We start from the raw sequence: 19,646 nt of genomic DNA, 5'->3' as shown, positions 1-19,646 counted from the left end.
TGCGTTTAAGCCTGACGCTCCATCTGCTCAAGCATCTTTTTGGCACGTTTACACTGCAATTGATCGCGCAGAGGCGAGTCCGGGTCGACATCCTTTTGGCAGACCACGCACTTGTCCGCGCCCGAGATTGCGTTCAGACCACCACAGCTGCCTTTGATCGTCTTGCCCATCAGCATGACACCCAGCGACATGCCAACCACGATGATCAAAAGCAGAAAAAAGGCTATGATAAAGGTGCTCATCCCGGTTCTTACCTGTCAGTTGGTGCCCAGTGCGTCTTTGAACGCAGTGCTGTGAACCGTAATATAGGCATCGTCGCCGCCTGTCACATCCCGCGAAATGAAATACACGGCAAGTTTATGTTCTTCGGCCAGTTCCAGGCCCTTATCCTGACCCAGCGCCAGCATTGCCGTCGCCCAGGCATCCGCCATCATCGCATTTTCGGCCAGAACCGTGACCGAGGTCGTGCGATGCGTGATCGGACGACCTGTTGTTGGGTCGATGATATGCGAATACCGCACTCCGTCCTGTTCAAAGAAATTCTTGTAGTCGCCAGAGGTCGCCATACCGAGGTTGTCCAGCTCAACTACCAACTGCAGGTTTTGGGCCCCCGCTTCGGGCTTTTCGATCCCGATCCGCCAAGCCTCACCCTTGTCGTTCTGGCCCATGGTGACCAGATCGCCGCCGATCTCGACCATATAGTTTTCGATCCCAGCGTCGCGTAGCGTCGCAGCCACGGCGTCAATGCCGTATCCTTTTGCGATTGCAGACAGGTTGATGCCCACGCCAGCATCTGATTTGGCCAGTGTTCCGCTTTCGCTGTCCAACATCAGCAAGCGTTCCTGACCAACGCTTTCCAACGCCGTCTGTATCTCGGCATCTGATGGCACCGGATCTTCTGGCTTGCGCGGACCAAAGCCCCACAGTTCGATCAGCGGGCCAAGCGTTACGTCGAACGTGCCGCCCGATTTTTCGTGCACGTCATTTGCTGCACCTAAAACCAGCGCAAATTCTTCGGAAACCTCAGTGGGTTCAGTGCTGGGCGACGCCGAAAATGTCGAAACCTCTGAGTTGGGATCCCAGTTGGACATCTTGGTGTTCACGTCTGCCAATGTCTCTTCCACGGCAGAGCCCAATGCAGTCTCATCCACATCCGTGCCGATAGCGGTGATGTTGAATGTGGTACCCATGGTCTCACCGGACAGGCGCACAACCTCGGGTTCTTTGTCAAAGAGACATCCGGAAACAAGTGTTGCAACAGCCAGAACAGGCAAAAGGCGCATCGAGAGACCTCCAGAGGAAAACCGTGCCCGGCATATGCCAGCGGCCCTATGCAGAGTCAAACCGACTTCACAGCTTTAGCGGCAGGAAGCCCAACATAAGTAGCCCAATGCCGGCCGGGACACCGAACAACCAGGCTTTCTTTTGCCAGCCAACCGGCTGCTGTTTCCAGGCCATTCTAAAGTTATGCCCGCATACGACCACGGCAAAGAAAATCAGCACTGCGACGGGCGGGGTAAGGTACAAGTCAAACAACAGGCCGGATATCCTTGTTTAGCGGCAGTTTTCCCCGGTTTGGGCATTTGCACCCTATACAGGCCGCATTGCTGCGGTAAGGTGTCAGGGAAGCCATCTCAAAAATAAGAGGAGATTGCCAATGGCCCCAACCTCATATCAGCCCCCTACCCGCGGCGACAAGACCGATACAAGCACGCACAGTCAATCGGTTGAATCCAATCTGTCGCACTCGCAGACGACGGTGGCAAAATTGCTTGCGGGTAAAGGGGATGCTGTATTTGCGGTGCGCCCAAACGACACGATCCATTCGGTCGTGAATACCCTCAGTGAAAAGCGGATTGGTGCCGTGGTCGTGACCGACCAGAACGGCACCCTTCAGGGTATTCTGTCCGAACGTGACATCGTCCGGCGCATGGCTGACACGCCCGGCCAGACCTTGCCACAATCCGTCGAGGATCTGATGACGCGCGAGGTCAAGACATGTTCACCAGACGATCTGTTGAATGATGTCCTGAAAACCATGACCGAAGGACGTTTTCGCCACATGCCAGTTGTTGGCGACGGGAAACTGCGCGGCGTAATCACAATCGGTGACGTTGTTCATTTCCGACTAAAAGAGCTGGAGTATGAAGCGTTGCGTATGAAACAAATGATCGTAGGCTGATCCTTCCGGTAGAAATCCCTTGACCTTGGCTGACTGACAGTATCCTTGATGCCAAAATTTGTTCGGTTATAGGTCGAGGGTAAAATGAAGCACGTTCTGGTAACGGGTACAGCGGGTTTCATCGGGTTCCATCTTGCGAAACTGCTGCTTTCGGAAGGATTCCGGGTGCACGGCTATGACGGGATTACCGATTACTATGATGTCGCGTTAAAAAACCGCCGGCATCAGATGCTGCTGCAAAACCCTGGGTTTTCCGTCACCGAGGATTTGTTGGAAAATCACGAAAAGCTCAAGCAGGTTGGTGATGAGTTTCAACCTGACGTGATCGTGCACCTCGCCGGTCAGGCAGGCGTGCGTTACAGCTTGGAGGATCCGCGGAGCTATATCGACTCGAACATTGTCGGCACGTTCAACGTGATGGAAGTTGCACGCGAACATAAGGTTGACCATCTTTTGATGGCTTCTACATCGTCGGTCTATGGCGCGAATGAGGTTATGCCCTTTACCGAGGTTGAAAAGGCCGACACGCCTCTGACCATCTATTCAGCTACCAAAAAGGCCAATGAGGCCATGGGGCATTCCTATGCGCATCTTTGGAACTTGCCCACGACGATGTTTAGGTTCTTCACTGTCTATGGGACCTGGGGACGCCCTGACCTGGCACTGTACAAGTTTGTGGATGCCATTCTGGATGACCGTCCGATCGACATCTACAATCATGGCGACATGTATCGCGATTTTACCAATGTGGATGATCTTGTCCGCGGAATCCGGCTGTTGATCGACAGCCCGCCCGCGCGCCCCGACAGCGCAGATGACATCGAAGAAGGCGACAGCCTTTCGCCCGTGGCGCCTTGGCGCGTGGTTAATATCGGTAACGGCGACAAAGTGCGCCTGTTGGATTTTGTAGAGGCGATTGAAGAAGCTGTCGGCAAGAAAGCAATCAGAAACTATATGCCCATACAGATGGGCGATGTCCCGGCCACCTGGGCCGATACCGATCTGTTGCAGCGGTTAACCGGGTATCGTCCACAAACCGATTTCAAGGTCGGGATTGCCCAGTTCGTGGAATGGTTCCGCGACTATCATGGAAAATGAGCTGATTTCCCGAATGTTCGAAACAAACCCCAATTCCCGTAAAATCGCCGTCATCGGCCTGGGTTATGTCGGCCTGCCACTGGCAGTGGCGTTTGCCGGGGTGGGCCCGGTCATTGGGTTTGATATCAATGCCAAACGCATTGACGCGTTGCGCGCGGGGCAGGATAGCACTCAGGAAGTTGAACCCAATGATCTGAACGCTGCGACAGGTTTGACCTTTACTTCGGAACCTTCCGATCTGGCGGGATGTGATACCTTTATCGTGACGGTTCCAACGCCAATCACGGCGGGCAAACAACCGGATTTGTCGCCCTTGCTAAGTGCGTCCGAGACGGTCGGACGTGTTTTGAAAAAGGGTGACTTGGTGATTTACGAGTCCACGGTTTATCCAGGTGCTACCGAGGAAGACTGTGTGCCTGTCCTCGAGCGGGTTTCAGGACTTACATTCAACGCGGATTTCTTTGCCGGATACAGCCCAGAGCGGATTAACCCCGGTGATAAGGGCCATCGGATCTCGGACATTTGCAAGGTGACCTCGGGCTCGACACCCGAAGTTGCCGATTTGGTAGATGCGCTTTATGGCCGGATTATCGCGGCAGGTACACACAAAGCGGAAAGCATCCGCGTGGCCGAAGCCGCGAAAGTTATCGAAAACACCCAACGCGACCTGAACATCGCGCTGGTCAATGAATTGGCGATGATTTTTGGACGCCTGGGCATTGATACCGATGCCGTTTTGCGCGCAGCTGGCACCAAGTGGAATTTTTTGCCCTTCCGTCCTGGCCTGGTCGGCGGACACTGCATCGGCGTCGATCCTTATTACCTGACACATAAGGCAGAGGCGGTCGGCCATCATCCACAGATCATTCTGGCCGGGCGACGCCTGAACGACAGCATGGGCGGCTATGTCGTGTTGCAACTGGTAAAGCGGATGACCCGCGTCGGGATTGACGTAGGATCGGCGCGCGTGCTGGTCATGGGGCTGACATTTAAGGAAAACTGCCCGGATCTGCGCAACACAAGGGTCGTCGATATCATAGACGAACTTAAGGATTACGGTATTGAGGTCGATGTGCACGACCCGCACGCCGATGCCGCCGAAGCGTTGGCCGAGTATGGTATTTCCCTTGTCGCCACCCCCAACGAACGCGCCTATGACGGCGTCGTTTTAGCCGTCGCACATCAGGAATTCCTAGATGTCAAACCCGCGCAAATCAGAGCGTATGGAAAAGACACAAGCGTGGTCTTCGACGTTAAGTCGGTCCTACCGATAGAGTCCAGCGACCTTCGTCTTTGAGCACAAAAGAAAACCGGCGCTATAAGCGCCGGTTCTTTGTTTCTTACCCGCCGAAATCGTCGAGCATGATGTCTTCGCGGTCCACGCCCAGATCCAGCAGCATGTTGATGACCGACTGATTCATGATTGGTGGGCCACACATATAGAACTCACAGTCCTCAGGCGCAGGGTGGTTCTTGAGATATTCTTCGAACAGAACATTGTGGATAAAGCCGGTGTAGCCTTTCCAATCGTCCTCTGGCTGCGCATCCGACAGGGCAACATGCCATTCAAAGTTGTCGAATTCCTCGGCCAGAGTGTCGAAGTCCTCGACAAAGAACATCTCTTTCTTCGAACGCGCGCCGTACCAGAAGCTGATTTTGCGGTCGCGATTTTCCAGACGCTTGAGCTGGTCGAAGATGTGACTGCGCATGGGCGCCATACCGGCGCCACCGCCGATAAAGACCATCTCTTTCTGGGTGTCGCGGGCAAAGAATTCGCCAAACGGGCCCGAGATGGTGACCTTATCACCCGGTTTCAGGTTAAAGATGTAAGACGACATCTGACCCGCTGGGATACCCTCGGAACCGGGAGGTGGCGAGGCAACGCGGACGTTCAGCATGATCATGCCTTTTTCGTCCGGGTAGTTGGCCATTGAATACGCGCGTTCGATCGGTTCGTTCACAACCGATTCATACTGCCACAGATTGAAGCGGTCCCAATCTTCGCGGTATTCTTCTTCTACGTCGAAATCAGTGTATTTCAACGCATGCGCAGGGGCTTCGATCTGGATGTATCCGCCAGCGCGGAAATTCACGTCCTCGCCCTCGGGCAAATCCAGCGTCAGCGCTTTGATGAAGGTTGCCACGTTTTCGTTCGAGCGAACCGTGCATTCCCATTTCTTGACACCAAAGACCTCTTCAGGAACTTCGATGTCCATGTCCTGCTTGACCGCAACCTGACAGGACAGGCGGTCGCCGCAAGAGGCTTCGCGCTTGGTGATATGGCTTTCTTCAGTCGGCAGAATCGAACCGCCACCTGAATGCACGCGCACACGGCACTGCGCACAGGTGCCACCACCGCCACAAGCGGACGGCACGAACAGCTTCTCAGCCGCCAATGTTTGCAGCAGTTTGCCACCTGCAGGAACGGAAATGGTTTTTTCACCGTTGATTGTGATGTTCACATCGCCGGTCGATACCAGCTTCGAACGGGCGGCCATGATGAGAGCCACCAGAGCGACAACGATCAGGGTGAAAAGGACGACGCCCAGGCTAAAAGTTTCCATTCGTCCCTCCTTACAGCTTCACGCCCGAGAAAGACATGAAGGCCATCGCCATCAGTCCCGCGGTGATGAAGGTGATGCCAAGACCCTGCAGACCATCCGGAATATCCGAGTACTTCAGCTTTTCACGAACACCCGCCATAGCGGTGATCGCCAGTGCCCAGCCAAAGCCCGAAGACACACCATAAGTGGCTGCTTCGGCAAAGTTATAGTCACGCTCGACCATAAACAGCGATCCCCCCAGAATGGCGCAGTTCACTGTGATAAGCGGCAGGAAGATCCCCAGCGCGTTGTAGAGCGGCGGGAAGTACTTATCCAGAACCATCTCAAGGATCTGGACCATCGCCGCGATCACGCCAATGTAGGAGATCAGACCAAGGAAGGTCAGGTCCACATCAGGGAAACCCGCCCAGGCCAACGCACCGGGCTTCAGCAGATAACTGAGCAGCAGGTTGTTCGTGGGAACGGTGATCGCCTGAACGACCATGACCGAGATGCCCAGACCCAGCGCGGTCGAGATCTTCTTGGATACGGCGATGAATGTACACATCCCGAGGAAGAAGCTGAGTGCGAGGTTTTCAACAAAGATGGCCTTCACGGCCAGTGAAATCAGACCTTCCATCAGTGGGCCTCTACCTGCTGAATTTTGTATTCACGTTCTTCGACCTGGTTCGGCTTCCATGTGCGGAAGGCCCAGATGATCAGACCGATGATAAAGAACGCGGACGGCGGCAGCAGCAGCATGCCGTTGGGCACGTACCAGCCACCATTGTTGACGGTCTGCAGAATGGTGACGCCAAACAGCGACCCGTTGCCGAACAGTTCGCGAATGAAGCCAACAAGCAGCAGGATCAGACCGTAGCCCATTCCGTTGCCCAGGCCGTCAATGAAGGACGCGACGGGCGGGTTCTTCATCGCAAATGCTTCGGCGCGGCCCATCACGATACAGTTGGTGATGATCAGACCAACAAAAACCGACAAGGTTTTCGAAATCTCAAAGGCATAAGCCTTGAGAACCTGATCCACCAGGATCACCAGCGAGGCGATGATCACCATCTGCACAATGATCCGGATCGAGCCCGGGATCTGATTGCGCAGGCATGAGATGAAGAAGGACGAGAACGAGGTCACGAAGGTAACCGCCAGCGCCATCACGAAGGACACTTGCAGCGAAGAGGTTACCGCCAGTGCCGAACAGATACCCAGCACCTGCAGTGTGATCGGGTTGTTGTCGACAAGCGGGTCGACCAGCATCTCTCTCTTGGTCTGGGACATCAGAACTCTCCTGCTTGCAGTTTGGCCAGGAACGGAGCGAAGCCCGCATCACCCATCCAGAATTTCACCAGGTTATCAACGCCAACCGAGGTCAACGTGGCACCGGCCAGCGCATCTACATAAAAGTCGGGGCCAGCGGCAGGTTGCGACTTGGATACTGTGATCTGCAGATCACCGGCATCATCCCGCAGCTTCTTGCCGTTCCACAACGCTTTCCAACGCGGATTGTCCACCTCGGCGCCAAGACCGGGAGTTTCGCCGTGCTGGTAAAATTGCAGGCCGTAGATATCGTTGCCGTTATTTTCCAGCGCGATAAAGCCATAGAGCGTCGACCACAGACCATAGCCGTGCAGCGGCAGGATCACCTTGTCCAACTCGCCGGATTCGTCGCGCAGCAGGTAGACAACACGGTACAACGCCTTGCGACCGATACCAGCCGGGTCATCGTCCAGCGCGACGCTCAGCTCTGGATCGCTTGCGGCGGCCAGATCGTCGAATGTTGCGGGATCGAACTGGTCGTCGACGAACTCACCCGTCGAAAGTTCAATAACGTGCGGCTCGAACGCGGCGAACGCCTCAGACACGTCGGTGCCGGGTTCATAAACACCAGCAACCTGCAGAACGTTGATCTGCTTGTCCTTCAGCGCGTTGGCTTCCTGGACCGGACGCAGGCTAACGGCTGCGGCGGACACAACCATCGAGGCCACCAGACAAACGGCGACGGCGATAAAGATCGTTTTACCGACCGAGTCCGGCGAGGCCGCCAGAAACTTGGCAATCGCGCCCTTGGGTTCTGGGGATTGCGTATCAGACATGGCGACGCGCCCTCCGTTTGATGTTTGCCTGAACGACGAAGTAGTCGATCAGCGGTGCAAAGACGTTACCGAACAGGATTGCCAGCATCATGCCTTCGGGGAAAGCGGGGTTCACCACACGGATCAACACAACCATGATACCGATCAGAGCACCGTAGATATAACGGCCCATGTTGGTGTGGCTGGCTGAAACGGGCTCGGTCACCATGAAAACCAGACCGAAAGCGTAACCACCGACGACGACGTGCCAGTACCATGGCATCGCGAACATCGGGTTGGTATCCGACCCAATGAGGTTAAACAGCAGCGTCAGACCTATGGTCCCAGCCAGACAGCCGACAATCAGTCGGAAATTGGCGATACGGGTCGTCAGCAGGAATGCCAGGCCGATCATACAGGCCAGCGTTGATGTCTCACCAAAACTACCCTGCATCTGACCCAGAAACGCATTCCACCATGTCAGCCCCTCGGTGGCCAACGCCTGATAGCCTTCGGAGGCAGAAACAGACAGTGCTGTTGCGCCCGAAAAGCCATCAACCGGAGTCCAGACCGTGTCACCCGACATGTTCGCCGGATAGGCAAAGTACAGGAACGCACGACCGACGAGCGCTGGGTTCAGGAAGTTCTTGCCTGTGCCGCCAAAGACTTCTTTACCGATCACCACCCCGAAGATGATGCCCAACGCAACCTGCCAAAGCGGCGTAGATGCGGGCATGATCAGCGTGTAAAGCATTGAGGTTACAAGGAAACCCTCGTTCACCTCATGGCCGCGAACAGTCGCAAAGATGACCTCGAAGATACCGCCTGCAACCAGAGTGACGATGTAAATCGGCAGGAAATACATCATCCCGTGCATCACATTGGCAAAGATGCTGGCGGGGTTCAGCGAGATGCCGAACATCTGCAGGATGGCGATCCGCCAGCCTGTGGCTGAATCGGGTCCAAGCGTGGCAATGGCCGAGTTCGCCTGAAAGCCGGTATTGTACATTCCCCACAGGATACAGGGGATCGTGGCGATCACGACATAGGTCATGATCCGCTTCATATCCACGTAGGACCGCGCATGGGGTGCAACGGAGGTTACGGTTTTCGGAGTGTAGATAAAGCTTTCGACCATCTCATAGATGGGGAAATACTTCTCGTACTTGCCGCCTTTGGTAAAGTTCGGCTCGATCCGGTCAAAGAAGTTGCGCAAACCCATTCGGATCAGCCCTCCTTTTCAATCTTTGTAAGGCAGTCGCGCAGCGCCAGCCCATATTCATATTTCGCCGGACAGGCAAAGCCGACAAGGCCCAAATCCTCTTCGTCCAACTCGAGCGCACCCAGCGCCTGTGCGGAATCCGTGTCCATCACCAGCAATGCGCGCAGCAGTTGCGTCGGCAAATAATCCTGCGGCATCAACTGTTCGAACGTACCGGTCGGAACCATCGCACGACGTCCACCATTCAGGTTAGACGTGAATGCAAACAGTTTCTTGGCAAAAGCCGAACCCAAAACGGGCTGAACCGCATATTTCGACGGCATCGGAAGAATCCAACCCAACGTATGCTGATCATGGTCTTCGCGGATGATGCTGATCTGACGCGCGAAACGGCCCAGATAGGCTTGTGGCCCCTCTGCATGACGGCCCGACAGGATCGAGCCCGATATCACACGGGCCGTGCCGTCCACATTGATTTCGTCGCGGGTCAGGTCATCCGTCGATGCCCCCATGACAGTGCGGATCAGGCGGGGTTGACGCGCGCCGGGTCCTGAAAGGGCAACCACGATGTTCGGATCCAGATGGCCCGTTTGCATCAGACGGCCAATCGCGATGACATCCTGATAGCCGATCGTCCAAACCTGCTTTTCGCCGGCCAGCGGCTCAAGGAAGTGGATGTGTGTTCCAGCCAGACCTGCGGGGTGCGGTCCGGAAAATGCTGCGGCTTCAACACCCGGAACGTCGGCGCCCGGCAGGGCTTCGCCCTCATTTTGGCACAGATACGTCTTGCCCTCGGTCAGCTTGGCAACTGCGCTCAGGCCGGCAGCAAAGGCGTCACCTGCATCCTGGATAATGATCGCGGCATCAGCGGCCAGAGGCTCACTATCCATCGCTGTCACGAAAATTGCCGTGGGCTTTGTACCCGGTGCGGGCATCTTGGAATAGGGCCGCGTGCGAAAAGCAGTCCACAGGCCAGCCGCACATAGACGTTCGGTCACGCCCTCGGCGGTATCGGCGTTGCCCACAGCCGAGAAATCCAGACCTGTGTCGTTGACGTCCGAGACTTCGATCACAACGCTCTGCAGCACCCGACGCGCACCACGGTTGATGGCCACGATCTTGCCGCTGAGCGGGGCGACCATCATCGCCTCGGGCACGTCCTTGTGGCAAAACAACGGTGTGCCCCGCTGAACCTCTTCACCCTCTTGAACCAGCATGCGCGGTTTCAGGCCCAGATAATCAGCCCCTAAAACCCCGACAGACCTGAATTCAGGACCCGGTTGGATCGTCTGCTCTGGCGCGCCTTGCACCGGCAGCTCCAACCCTTTTTTCAGTTTGAAAGTTTGCATGTCGCTACTGTCTTCCAAGCCTCTTTCCTGCAACACATCGTTCCCACCACTGCATAGTGGCACAAAACGATCTGTATGTGGGAGCCTGTGAGCAAAAAAGGCGCATGGCACCTGTTTTCATTCCAAGCTTCGTTTTGATCACGGTCCCTTTACGCGGGGATGTTGCCAAACGCAAACCCGTTGCCGCCGAAATTGCCGATATTTTGTCAAATTAACTTGAAGGGCTGCATTTTGGACCTGTTGAAATTGCATATCGCACCCGCAACGCTTCCGGTGTAAGCACCCGGGATGGAACCAAACAACGATTTTGAGATTTTTCTGGTGGCAACGCCGGGCCTTGAAGCCCCACTGCATGCCGAAACGGTCGAGCTGGGATTCGCAGATGCAAAGCCCGGACCCGGCGGCGTCACCTGTCGCGGAGGCTGGCCTGAAGTCTGGCGCGCGAACCTGTGTCTGCGTGGCGCGAATAAAGTTCTGGTGCGACTGGGCGGGTTTCCCGCAGTTCATTTGGCACAACTGGATAAACGGGCCCGAAAATTTCCCTGGGCCGATTTTTTGCGCCCCGATGTGCCGGTCAAAGTCGAAGCGACAAGTCGCAAGTCCCGAATCTACCATGCAGGGGCCGCCCGGCAACGTATCGAAGTGGCAATTTCGGAAACGCTGGGCGCACCGGTTTCATCTGATGCGGCCGTACGCGTCCTGGTGCGCATCGAAAAGGACCTGTGCACATTTTCGATCGACAGTTCCGGCGAGCCATTGCACAAGCGGGGTCACAAACCGGCTGTCGCCAAAGCGCCGATGCGCGAAACGATGGCCGCGATGTTCCTACGAGAGTGTGAATTTGATGGGTCCGAGCCAGTTCTGGACCCGATGTGCGGCTCTGGCACCTTTGTCATTGAAGCCGCCGAAATCGCGCTGGGGCTGCATCCCGGCCGTTCCCGCAGCTTTGCATTTGAAAATCTACCGAGTTTCGACCCCGACGTCTGGTCCTCAATGCGCCAACAGCAGCCTACGGCCAAACCGGACGTGGTTTTCTATGGCTCGGACCGCAATAGCGGAGCGATTGAGGCCTCGACCAAAAATGCTGACCGCGCCGGGGTTGCCGATCTCACCATGTTTCAAACGCGCTCGGTCAGCGACATAAAACCCCCGTCAGATTCTGCGGGTCTTGTTATTGTCAATCCACCCTATGGTGCCCGGATCGGGGATGAAAAACGCCTGCGATCCGTTTACGGCAGCTTGGGCAAGGTACTGCAAACCAAGTTCAAGGGCTGGCGTGTTGGTATCGTGACAAGCAACGCAGGCCTAGCTCGATCAACCCGTCTGCCGCTGTTGCCCCCGGGGCCAATTGTGGACCACGGCGGCACCAAAATCCGACTGTATCGAACCGGTGTGCTGGACTGACCTGATGTAGGGAAACGACGAAGGCAATTCGCACAAACGGGACGGAAACCCCCTTGCACATCCAAAAATGCGAGTATAGATCACGCGCCACGGTCGGAGTGTAGCTCAGCCTGGTAGAGCACTGTCTTCGGGAGGCAGGGGTCGGAGGTTCGAATCCTCTCACTCCGACCAATAAAATCAATCAGTTAAATACGAATGAACTGCGCCGCCACCGCAGCATACCCGGATTTTGTCCGGATTATTCTGTTTTCAGGGTCTGGTTTCCGAAGAAAAGTGAAAGAAAAACCGCTGAGGGGGCGGCCACCCACCTCAACGGTAATGCAAATTTATCCGCACGAACAGAATACCAAATTCGCAGCCGGTCCGCAATCGCGGGAGGCGCATATGTCTAGGCTCAATCGCTTTGAATGGCTCAAGGCCGTTCTGCAATGCGCTGACCTCAACTCGTCAACTAAGGTAGTTGCCTCAGCGCTTTCGGTACAGTTCGCCAACGACAGGACCGGCCAACTCAATCCCTCACTAAAAACGCTTGATGAGTTCCTGGTCGGAATGTCGCTAGCAACCATCAAACGCTGCCTCAAACAGCTTGTCGAGTTCGGTTGGCTGTTTCGAACTGAAGGGCGTGGCGCAGGCAATCACACAGAATACGACCTTCGCTCCCCAACAAAAATCATCCCGTTTCGCCGGAGGAAAAAGGATGCACCGATGAGCCTTTCAGAAGGGCGAAAGGGTTCGCCCGTGAGAGACAAAGGGCGCATGGGTGATCTTTCCTATATAAAGAAAGAACAATCCATAGAACAAAACCTCGCGCTTGAGCCGGATCTGCCGAATGGTGGGCCATCCGACTCGGCGCGCGTGGGCAGTGCGCAACCCGAATTCGTCTCGCGCCAATCTTTCGGCTGCCGCCAATGGGAGCAGTTCACCGAACGAATGTTTGGTGCTTGGATCGACCGGGTACTTCCTGAAGCCATCGAAAACAACGAGCGCGGCTACTGGCTCCCCGGCAGGTTCCCTCCAACGAACAAGAACGAGTGGCCCGTGTTGCGCAGCTGGCTCATCACCGAAGGCTGGACCCTGTTTGCACCATCGAAGCAGGAACTGTGCCATGCGGTCTGAGCAAAGAGCAAGGCGACCCATGTCATACGCTGGCGCTGCTGACACGGGACCTTGCGAGGGGTGGCAAGCCTCCCCTTCGAACCCCACCGGCGGAGGCACGCCGCCCGCCAAAGCGCCGCTCACCGAGACCTTCGTCTTTCGATGTAGCGTTGCTGAGAAGGCTGAGCTTCGCGCCAAAGCCGAAGCTGCCGGAGTGTCTGCCGCGACCCTCTTGCGCGAAGCCTTGGGTCTGACGGAAGCACGTCGTCGCAAGCCTGCGCCTCGCGTCGACCCCGCTCTGGTCCTGGCACTAGGGCGCATTGGCGGTAACCTCAACCAGGTTGCGCGGGTTGTGAATCGGGCGCTTCTGATTGGTCGGGTTGACATGGATACGCTGGCCGTCGCCCGACAACTGGTTGTGATTGAACGCCAGCTTACCAAGATCCTTGATGAGGCACGACAATGCTGATCAAGTTCTTTCCCAATGGCAAAGGCGCGGGTGCTGGTCCAGTTGGCTATCTCGTCACGCGTGAGGTCTTGGCCTATGACTCCAATCGCGATCTAATCCGCGATGCTGATGGCCAGCCCATGACGGTCATACGCGATCCTTTGCCTGAAGTGCTGCGCGGCGATTCCACCCGCACCGAGGCCCTGATCGACGCCAGTCGCAATCAGTGGACCTACCGCGCGGGCGTCATCAGCTTTGCCAGCGAGGACGCACCCACCGTAGCCCAGCAGGTCGAAGTCATGAACGCCTTCGAGGCACTGGCATTCGCTGGTATGGACAGTGAGCAATTCGACTTGCTCTGGGTCCGGCACAGCCACGAAGACCGAGTTGAGCTGCATTTCTGTACACCGCGTTTGGAGCTGACAACCGGTAAAAGCCTCAACATCGCACCACCTGGCTATCGGACAGCCTATGACAGTCTGCGCGACTTAATGAACAAGACGCACGACTGGGCCGATCCGATGGATCTGGAACGCACACAGGAGGTTCAAGCCACCGTTGAGGCCCCAACTAGGGCACAGGGCCGCGAAGAACTCCACGAATGGATCTTAGACCAGATCAGCATCGGCACCATCACCGACCGCGCAAGCATGGTCGATGCCCTGACCGACGCAGGTTTCGATATCCCCCGCGTAAGCAAAAATTACATCACGGCCAAAGACCCCGACACAGGCGAACGCTGGCGATTGAAAGGAGAGATTTTCCATGACGACTGGCAAGCCGACCCGGCTGAGCGAGAAATTGAACGCGGACTTGGACAAGATCCGAAAAGAGCACGCCGCCTTGATGGATTCTCAATTGCAGAGCTTCAGGAGCGATATTCAAGCATGTGTAACACTCGCGCGGAATACAATCGAAGCCGATACCCGCACGTTTTTGGATTGGAGCGGGACGACCTGGCAGAGTCACATCGACAAGATCAAATTCCTGATTCAGATCTCACCTTGGGCGGTGATAACGGCCTGTATGGTGTTGATCGCAGCAACCTTAGGACTGACTTTTCTGTGGAGCTGGAAACTCTCAACGATAGCCGCCTCGACGCAGCTAGAGAGGTTGGGCATCCAGGCGGTACTTCACGAGGGAGCGACTTATTTGATCCTGCCGCCAGAAACATCAAGCATGCGCACCTGTTCGGTGGCGAGCCGATTGGTTTCTTGCATCAGAGTGGAGCCAAACTAGATGGACCAATCCCTGACAGCCTTGGAGCGAGATTTGCTCGCGTGCGTCGAGCAGTTGGTGACGGCTTGCGAGACCTCCGCCTCGGAATTGCGCAATTTGGAAGAACGCTCGACGACCGGGATCGAGGCCAGGCTAAATGGCTTAACGCAGTGCATCGAGCTGCTGATGAAATCACATCTCAAGTCCGTAGCTACATTGGCCGACTTGCTGACCGAAGAACAGAACTACACCACGCTGGAAGAGAACTTGCAGACGAGTTTGAAGCTAGCGAGAGCCGCCGAAACTCTGCTGCAAGAGAGCTGAATCATGGGCTGCTTGAACGAGACCAAGACTACGGCTTCCATCTTTGATCTGAAGGAATGACGATGCCCACTCATCACGAACGCTTCACCATGAGCTTCCGCCAATCCTGCGCCTGCGGGATTGACTACAGAGAATTTGAAAGAGTCGACTCGCTACCGATAGGCATTCCACTAGTTGCAATTGCAGGGGTTTGGGGCGATTGCTACAACTTACGGTGTCTGTTTATGGACACTGACGGAAATCAGTATTTGCGGAATGTGTTCAGGACCAAAAACGGCTACTTGATACCAGAACTTGGGGTCGATGCGAAAATGATCAAAATAGGCCAAGTTGTTCTAGCCTAGCGCTCAACTGCGTATTCTCAGTGAATTGACGCCTGAATCCCAATAAAACTGCCGCCCAATCCCGTTAAGAACGTGCATCCAGACCGATGACCCTCGATCGCCGTGCCACAGGCTACTTGGCAGGAAGGCCACTCAGCTGCCATTCGCTGCGATTGCAGCACCGAGCACCAAGGATGGTATGAATGCGCGGAAAGCGGATATTCATGAAGTTAGCAGCAAAGGTCTGCAACGAGCCCAACCTGTTCCTTGGATTTTCTCGCTGCTTGCACTCGCAGCGTCAGGAATGCCAAGTGAGCAACAAGTTCGGTGCCGCTATGCAGCGGAAGCAACGGTCATTCATACAGGCTGCAGCGAGAATCACACGTGGAATTCACAAGTCGCGGACGAAGCCGAAACTGGACAACTGCGTGGTTAACCCTAAGCTTTGGTACCTAGGGCCAAAAGATCAAGCAGTTGTCATGGGAAGTCTCCTGTACGTGGTTCCGCCGCGGTCGCAGTAGCGGCGGGTTAGTTCAGAAAGTAAGCCGATATTTCAAAGGGCCGAACGGGCGGCAGTCTCCAAAGCATGGTGCAGAGAGCGCGCGTAAGAGCGCGGGCCAAGAACCGCGTAGTGGCTGGCAGTTTCAAAGCAGATGATCACACAGCTAAGGTGCTCCAGCAGCGCGCGTGTGGCGCTCCCGGGCTCCATCGCAGCCAGATTGACGCCGCTCAAACGTTCAAACACACCCCGGCACGCACCCTCCAGATCAAAACGGCACCAGCCGTCTGTTTGCTCTGTTACCGAGGCTAGGCCCTCCACGGCATCCGCGAGTTGGTAGGACATAAGTTCATGCTCCGGGATTTCTGCGGAGATCAGCCACTGATCCTGCGCAAACCAGCTAGCCGCGTATGAGCCCGCTGCGGCGTGCTTCCCGACCGCAGGCAAAGCTAATCCCAGCATGGCCTCGGCCGCTTTCCGGCCTTCGTCTTCGCGCCCCCTACGCAATGCAAGCGAGGCAAGCGCCCGGTTCGGAACCTCAGTGATTGTCAGCCCATTGAATCGGTCGACACGCGGCGTTTCTCCCCAAAGCGGGGTGATGGATTGAAGATCAAGCACGCAGGCGCCCTCCTTCCGGGTCAAAGAAATGTGTGGGAATGACCTGAGCCTTTACATCGGTTCCCCGCACGGGATCGACTACGCGGATAATCTCGCCCATGCGCTGATCACCGCCTTTGAGAAAGGCCATTCCGATGGAGTGCCCCAGATGTGGCGAGATACAGGCTGATGTCACATGCCCCTGTTCGCTGTCGATATGAACAGGCGCAGTTTCATTCACCAACTGGGAACCGGCGGTTATCACTTCGCTTTGGTTCACGGGCTTCAGACCGACAAGGCGCAATCCATTGGGATCAGTCACCCCCTCCCGCTGGTCCATTGTGCTGCCGATGCTGTCTTTTTTGCGGGACACCATGCGCCCCATACCCAGCATCAGTGCGGTGGCCCTGCCGTCGAGTTCGCGACCCGTCGGGTGGCCTTTTTCAATGCGCATGATGTCGAGCGCTTCAAGACCATAGGGAGCTACTCCAAGATCTTGCCCCAACTCTAGCATTCGGCGCCACAGCGCATCTCCATAACGGGTGGGAACAGCCAATTCATAGGCCAGTTCACCCGAGAATGAGATCCGAAACAGACGTGCCCTCAGGCCGCCGCACAGCGTCACGGAACCGCAGGCCATGAACGGGAATGCCTCGTTTGAGATATCGAACTCAGAGTCCACAATCCGCTGCAGCAGCTCGCGCGATTTCGGTCCGGCAACAGCAAACTGCGCCCAGGCCTCGGTGGTTGAGATCAGCTGCACGTCCATGTCCGGCCACAGGCATTGACGGGCGAATTCCATGTTTCTCAGAACCGCCCCGGCATTGGCTGTAGTGGTCGTGATGACGAAGTGTTCTTCCGCCAACCGTGCAGCGGTGCCGTCATCGTAACAGGCGCCATCTTCGCGCAGCATGATGCCATAGCGCACCTTACCCACTGCCAGCTTGGCAAAACCATTGGCATAGACCCTGTTCAGGAATGACGCGGCATCCGCGCCCTGAACGTCGATTTTTCCCAGTGTGGTCACATCGCAGATGCCCACATTCTTGCGCACGTTACAGGCCTCTCGGTCAGCGGACTGGCGCCAATGGGTCTCGCCCGGCTGCGGAAACCAACGCGCCCGCATCCAGTCGCCAGCAGTGTCAAAGGGCGCATTGTGTTCCCTGGCCCATTTGTCAGTCGGGGTTTCGCGCGTCGGGTGGAAGTGTTTGCCCACCGTGCGCCCGCCGATTGTGCCCAGTGCAACCGGTGTATAGGGCGGCCGGAAAATCGTCGTTCCCGTTTCGGGGATCGATTTGCCGGTCAGCTCGGCCATTATTGCCAAAGCATTGACGTTAGCAGTTTTGCCCTGGTCAGTGGCCATGCCGAGAGTAGTGTAGCGTTTGAGATGCTCGACCGATCGGTAGTTCTCCTGATGTGCCAGCTTAACGTCCTTGACGGTCACGTCGTTCTGCTGGTCCAGCCAAGCCCGGCCCTTGCCATGGGGCACATGGTAAAGTGGCTGGAGGTTATAGGCGCCGTTATCGGCGCGCGGCAGCTTCAATGCGCTGGCGGCGATACCCAGGCTTTCCAGGGCAGCCACAGCTTCTTCCGCCCCGCTGCGCAATGCGTCTTCAGTCGAAAACAGGCCTTTGGCCGCACCCGCCACCGACATGCCAACTGGGATGTTCCGGCCGGGAACGAAAGCTGCAATACTCTCAATCCAGACAGGACGGCCGCCCTGGTGGCAGGTCAGGTGGACGTTGGGATTCCAGCCGCCAGACACGCCCAAGGCGCCACAGGCTAGCGTTTCCTCGTGGCCATCCGCTTGACGGACCCGGATGCTGCTCAGGCCATGCCGCCCCTTGGTGCCGATAACATGCGCGCCACTGATCAGCCGCACATCCGTCAGTGTCGGCGCATCCAGCCGGGCATCGACGATGGCTGTGACATCAACACCTTTTGCCATCAGGTCTACCGCAGTGCGATGGCCATCATCATTGTTGGTGAAGACCGCCACCTTCCGCGCGGGGGTTGCAGCCCAGCGGTTGGCATAGGCCCGCATCGATCCTGCCAGCATCACCCCCGGACGGTCGTTGTCCGGGAAAGCAATTGGACGCTCGGTTGCCCCGGCACAAAGGATCGCGCGCTTTGAATAAACCCGCCACAATGTCTGCCGCGGCTTCCCTGCCACAGGGGTTTGCAGATGGTCCTGCACCCTCTCAACCACACCGTAAACCCCGTGGTCAAAGGCCCCCATCGCCGTGCTTCGCGGCATCAGGCGCACATTGTCCATCGCGGTTAGCTCGGCCACAGTCTGCTCAACCCATTCGACCGCAGGCTTTCCGTCGACATCTTCCTGTTCGACGTTCAGGCGCCCGCCAAAACGGCTATCTTCATCCGCGAGGATGACGTTTGCGCTTGCACGGCCCGCGGTCAGTGCCGCCATCAGGCCAGCGGGCCCACCCCCAATCACCAGCAGATCGCAATGGAGGAAGCCCTTTTCATATTCATCCGGGTCATCTTCCCCAGACAGGCGACCAAGGCCTGCAGCTGAGCGGATGATGGGTTCATAGACTTTCTCCCAGAAAGCCGCCGGCCACATGAACGTCTTGTAATAGAAACCGGCGCTCAGAATATCCGAGAACAAATCGTTCAGGGCAAGCAGGTCGTAACGTAAGCTGCCCTTGTAATTCTGTGAGCAAGCAACCAGCCCTTCGTACAGCTCCGCTACTGTAGCGCGTGTGTTTGGTTCCTGCCGGGCTCCACTGCGCAATTCGACCAGCGCGTTTGGCTCCTCGGAGCCAGCGGTGAAAATACCACGCGGACGGTGATACTTGAACGATCGACCCAGGAAACGCACGCCATTGGCCATCAGGGCAGACGCCAGCGTGTCGCCCTCATACCCCAGATAGGCACGCCCATCGAAATTGAAGTTCAGTGGCTTTCCGCGGTTGATCAGGCCGCCATTCAAACGGTTGGATTGGGTCATTTGCTGCGCCCCTGCTTGCGGGCCACATCGCTGGCCAGTTCGACATTAGTGATTTCATGCGTCACCGTGTTGCGTGTTACGACTAGCCACGAGCGGTCGCCATGCTCGTGATACCAAAGCTCGCGGTGCTCCCCGGCTGGATCATCACGCAGGTAGACGTATTCGTAAAACTGATCCATCGCGTTCCCGGCCTGCCAGTCGGGACGGTCAATCAGGCAAGCATCGCCGAGATAGGTGAATTCCTGCCGGTCACGCGGCCCCAAAAGAGGGTGATTGATAATCATTT

Annotated in this window: 20 protein-coding genes and 1 tRNA gene; 9 read left to right on the top strand and 12 right to left on the bottom strand. The window is 56.5% G+C overall.

Going from position 1 to position 19,646, the window contains the following annotated elements; translation table 11 throughout:
• Nucleotides 1-5: 5 nt before the first annotated feature.
• The 3 genes from nqrM to AC2FJF_RS20250 all read right to left on the bottom strand — a co-directional run bounded on the left by nqrM (nucleotide 6) and on the right by AC2FJF_RS20250 (nucleotide 1,536).
• Nucleotides 6-242, bottom strand: coding sequence for a (Na+)-NQR maturation NqrM (gene nqrM, locus AC2FJF_RS20260; protein ID WP_058277146.1), 237 nt, complete (start codon nucleotides 240-242; stop codon nucleotides 6-8).
• A gap of 15 nt (nucleotides 243-257) precedes the next feature.
• Nucleotides 258-1,283, bottom strand: a complete 1,026-nt coding sequence (locus tag AC2FJF_RS20255) for an FAD:protein FMN transferase (protein ID WP_496726917.1) — start codon at nucleotides 1,281-1,283, stop codon at nucleotides 258-260.
• Between the two features lie 67 nt (nucleotides 1,284-1,350).
• Nucleotides 1,351-1,536, bottom strand: a complete 186-nt coding sequence (locus tag AC2FJF_RS20250; protein WP_496726916.1) for a hypothetical protein — start codon at nucleotides 1,534-1,536, stop codon at nucleotides 1,351-1,353.
• Nucleotides 1,537-1,657: 121 nt separating this feature from the next.
• On the opposite strand from AC2FJF_RS20250, the gene AC2FJF_RS20245 reads away from it, so the two are divergent.
• From AC2FJF_RS20245 to tviB, 3 genes are all read left to right on the top strand, one after another.
• The gene (locus tag AC2FJF_RS20245) at nucleotides 1,658-2,182 is read left to right on the top strand and encodes a CBS domain-containing protein (RefSeq protein ID WP_109311025.1); all 525 of its coding nucleotides are present in this window, start codon (nucleotides 1,658-1,660) and stop codon (nucleotides 2,180-2,182) included.
• Between the two features lie 84 nt (nucleotides 2,183-2,266).
• Complete coding sequence (locus tag AC2FJF_RS20240; RefSeq protein WP_496726915.1) at nucleotides 2,267-3,280, top strand: NAD-dependent epimerase/dehydratase family protein; 1,014 nt, start codon at nucleotides 2,267-2,269, stop codon at nucleotides 3,278-3,280.
• Nucleotides 3,281-3,293: 13 nt separating this feature from the next.
• Nucleotides 3,294-4,577 carry a Vi polysaccharide biosynthesis UDP-N-acetylglucosamine C-6 dehydrogenase TviB gene (tviB, locus tag AC2FJF_RS20235; RefSeq protein ID WP_496726914.1) on the top strand — a complete coding sequence of 428 codons (1,284 nt, stop codon included), beginning with the start codon at nucleotides 3,294-3,296 and terminating at the stop codon, nucleotides 4,575-4,577.
• A 43-nt stretch (nucleotides 4,578-4,620) separates the two neighbouring features.
• On the opposite strand, the gene nqrF is transcribed toward tviB, so the two are convergent.
• Genes nqrF through AC2FJF_RS20205 form a run of 6 tightly spaced genes read right to left on the bottom strand, consistent with a single transcriptional unit; the run spans nucleotide 4,621 to nucleotide 10,481 of the window.
• Nucleotides 4,621-5,844 carry an NADH:ubiquinone reductase (Na(+)-transporting) subunit F gene (nqrF, locus tag AC2FJF_RS20230; protein ID WP_058272099.1) on the bottom strand — a complete coding sequence of 408 codons (1,224 nt, stop codon included), beginning with the start codon at nucleotides 5,842-5,844 and terminating at the stop codon, nucleotides 4,621-4,623.
• A gap of 10 nt (nucleotides 5,845-5,854) precedes the next feature.
• The gene (gene nqrE, locus AC2FJF_RS20225; protein WP_058272100.1) at nucleotides 5,855-6,463 is read right to left on the bottom strand and encodes an NADH:ubiquinone reductase (Na(+)-transporting) subunit E; all 609 of its coding nucleotides are present in this window, start codon (nucleotides 6,461-6,463) and stop codon (nucleotides 5,855-5,857) included.
• Nucleotides 6,463-7,116: an NADH:ubiquinone reductase (Na(+)-transporting) subunit D gene (locus AC2FJF_RS20220; protein WP_058277140.1), complete on the bottom strand. Its 654-nt coding sequence runs from the start codon at nucleotides 7,114-7,116 to the stop codon at nucleotides 6,463-6,465. Before AC2FJF_RS20220 ends, nqrE begins: the two co-directional genes overlap by 1 nt.
• Entirely contained in the window at nucleotides 7,116-7,931 is an 816-nt protein-coding gene (locus AC2FJF_RS20215; RefSeq protein ID WP_496726913.1) for a Na(+)-translocating NADH-quinone reductase subunit C, read from the bottom strand. The genes AC2FJF_RS20220 and AC2FJF_RS20215 overlap by 1 nt, the downstream gene beginning before the upstream one ends.
• Nucleotides 7,924-9,132, bottom strand: coding sequence for an NADH:ubiquinone reductase (Na(+)-transporting) subunit B (locus tag AC2FJF_RS20210; RefSeq protein WP_496726912.1), 1,209 nt, complete (start codon nucleotides 9,130-9,132; stop codon nucleotides 7,924-7,926). Before AC2FJF_RS20210 ends, AC2FJF_RS20215 begins: the two co-directional genes overlap by 8 nt.
• A 5-nt stretch (nucleotides 9,133-9,137) precedes the next feature.
• A complete protein-coding gene (locus AC2FJF_RS20205) occupies nucleotides 9,138-10,481 on the bottom strand; it encodes a Na(+)-translocating NADH-quinone reductase subunit A (protein WP_496726911.1) in 1,344 nt (447 codons plus the stop codon).
• Nucleotides 10,482-10,537: 56 nt separating this feature from the next.
• Between AC2FJF_RS20205 and AC2FJF_RS20200 the strand changes: the two genes are divergently transcribed.
• From AC2FJF_RS20200 to AC2FJF_RS20175, 6 genes are all read left to right on the top strand, one after another.
• Nucleotides 10,538-10,696, top strand: coding sequence for a hypothetical protein (locus AC2FJF_RS20200; protein ID WP_496726910.1), 159 nt, complete (start codon nucleotides 10,538-10,540; stop codon nucleotides 10,694-10,696).
• Nucleotides 10,697-10,769: 73 nt separating this feature from the next.
• Nucleotides 10,770-11,885, top strand: coding sequence for a THUMP domain-containing class I SAM-dependent RNA methyltransferase (locus AC2FJF_RS20195; RefSeq protein ID WP_496726909.1), 1,116 nt, complete (start codon nucleotides 10,770-10,772; stop codon nucleotides 11,883-11,885).
• 94 nt (nucleotides 11,886-11,979) lie between these two features.
• Nucleotides 11,980-12,056 (top strand) — tRNA-Pro (locus AC2FJF_RS20190).
• A gap of 24 nt (nucleotides 12,057-12,080) precedes the next feature.
• Complete coding sequence (locus AC2FJF_RS20185) at nucleotides 12,081-13,001, top strand: hypothetical protein (protein WP_496677025.1); 921 nt, start codon at nucleotides 12,081-12,083, stop codon at nucleotides 12,999-13,001.
• 19 nt (nucleotides 13,002-13,020) lie between these two features.
• The gene (locus AC2FJF_RS20180; protein WP_082643591.1) at nucleotides 13,021-13,449 is read left to right on the top strand and encodes a plasmid mobilization protein; all 429 of its coding nucleotides are present in this window, start codon (nucleotides 13,021-13,023) and stop codon (nucleotides 13,447-13,449) included.
• Nucleotides 13,443-15,017: a relaxase family protein gene (locus tag AC2FJF_RS20175; RefSeq protein WP_496677021.1), complete on the top strand. Its 1,575-nt coding sequence runs from the start codon at nucleotides 13,443-13,445 to the stop codon at nucleotides 15,015-15,017. The genes AC2FJF_RS20180 and AC2FJF_RS20175 overlap by 7 nt, the downstream gene beginning before the upstream one ends.
• An 829-nt stretch (nucleotides 15,018-15,846) precedes the next feature.
• Here the strand turns inward: AC2FJF_RS20175 and AC2FJF_RS20170 are convergent.
• From AC2FJF_RS20170 to AC2FJF_RS20160, 3 genes are read right to left on the bottom strand one after another with little or no spacing between them, the layout of a single operon-like run.
• Complete coding sequence (locus AC2FJF_RS20170; RefSeq protein ID WP_142638799.1) at nucleotides 15,847-16,410, bottom strand: sarcosine oxidase subunit gamma; 564 nt, start codon at nucleotides 16,408-16,410, stop codon at nucleotides 15,847-15,849.
• A complete protein-coding gene (locus tag AC2FJF_RS20165) occupies nucleotides 16,403-19,360 on the bottom strand; it encodes a sarcosine oxidase subunit alpha family protein (protein WP_496677010.1) in 2,958 nt (985 codons plus the stop codon). The genes AC2FJF_RS20170 and AC2FJF_RS20165 overlap by 8 nt, the downstream gene beginning before the upstream one ends.
• Entirely contained in the window at nucleotides 19,357-19,644 is a 288-nt protein-coding gene (locus AC2FJF_RS20160) for a sarcosine oxidase subunit delta (RefSeq protein ID WP_106607275.1), read from the bottom strand. The genes AC2FJF_RS20165 and AC2FJF_RS20160 overlap by 4 nt, the downstream gene beginning before the upstream one ends.
• Nucleotides 19,645-19,646 lie beyond the last annotated feature (2 nt).

This window comes from Ruegeria sp. CDSB013 (assembly GCF_059611165.1).
The sequence above is the reverse complement of the archived record's forward strand: the minus strand, read 5'-3'. Positions and strand labels throughout refer to the sequence as shown.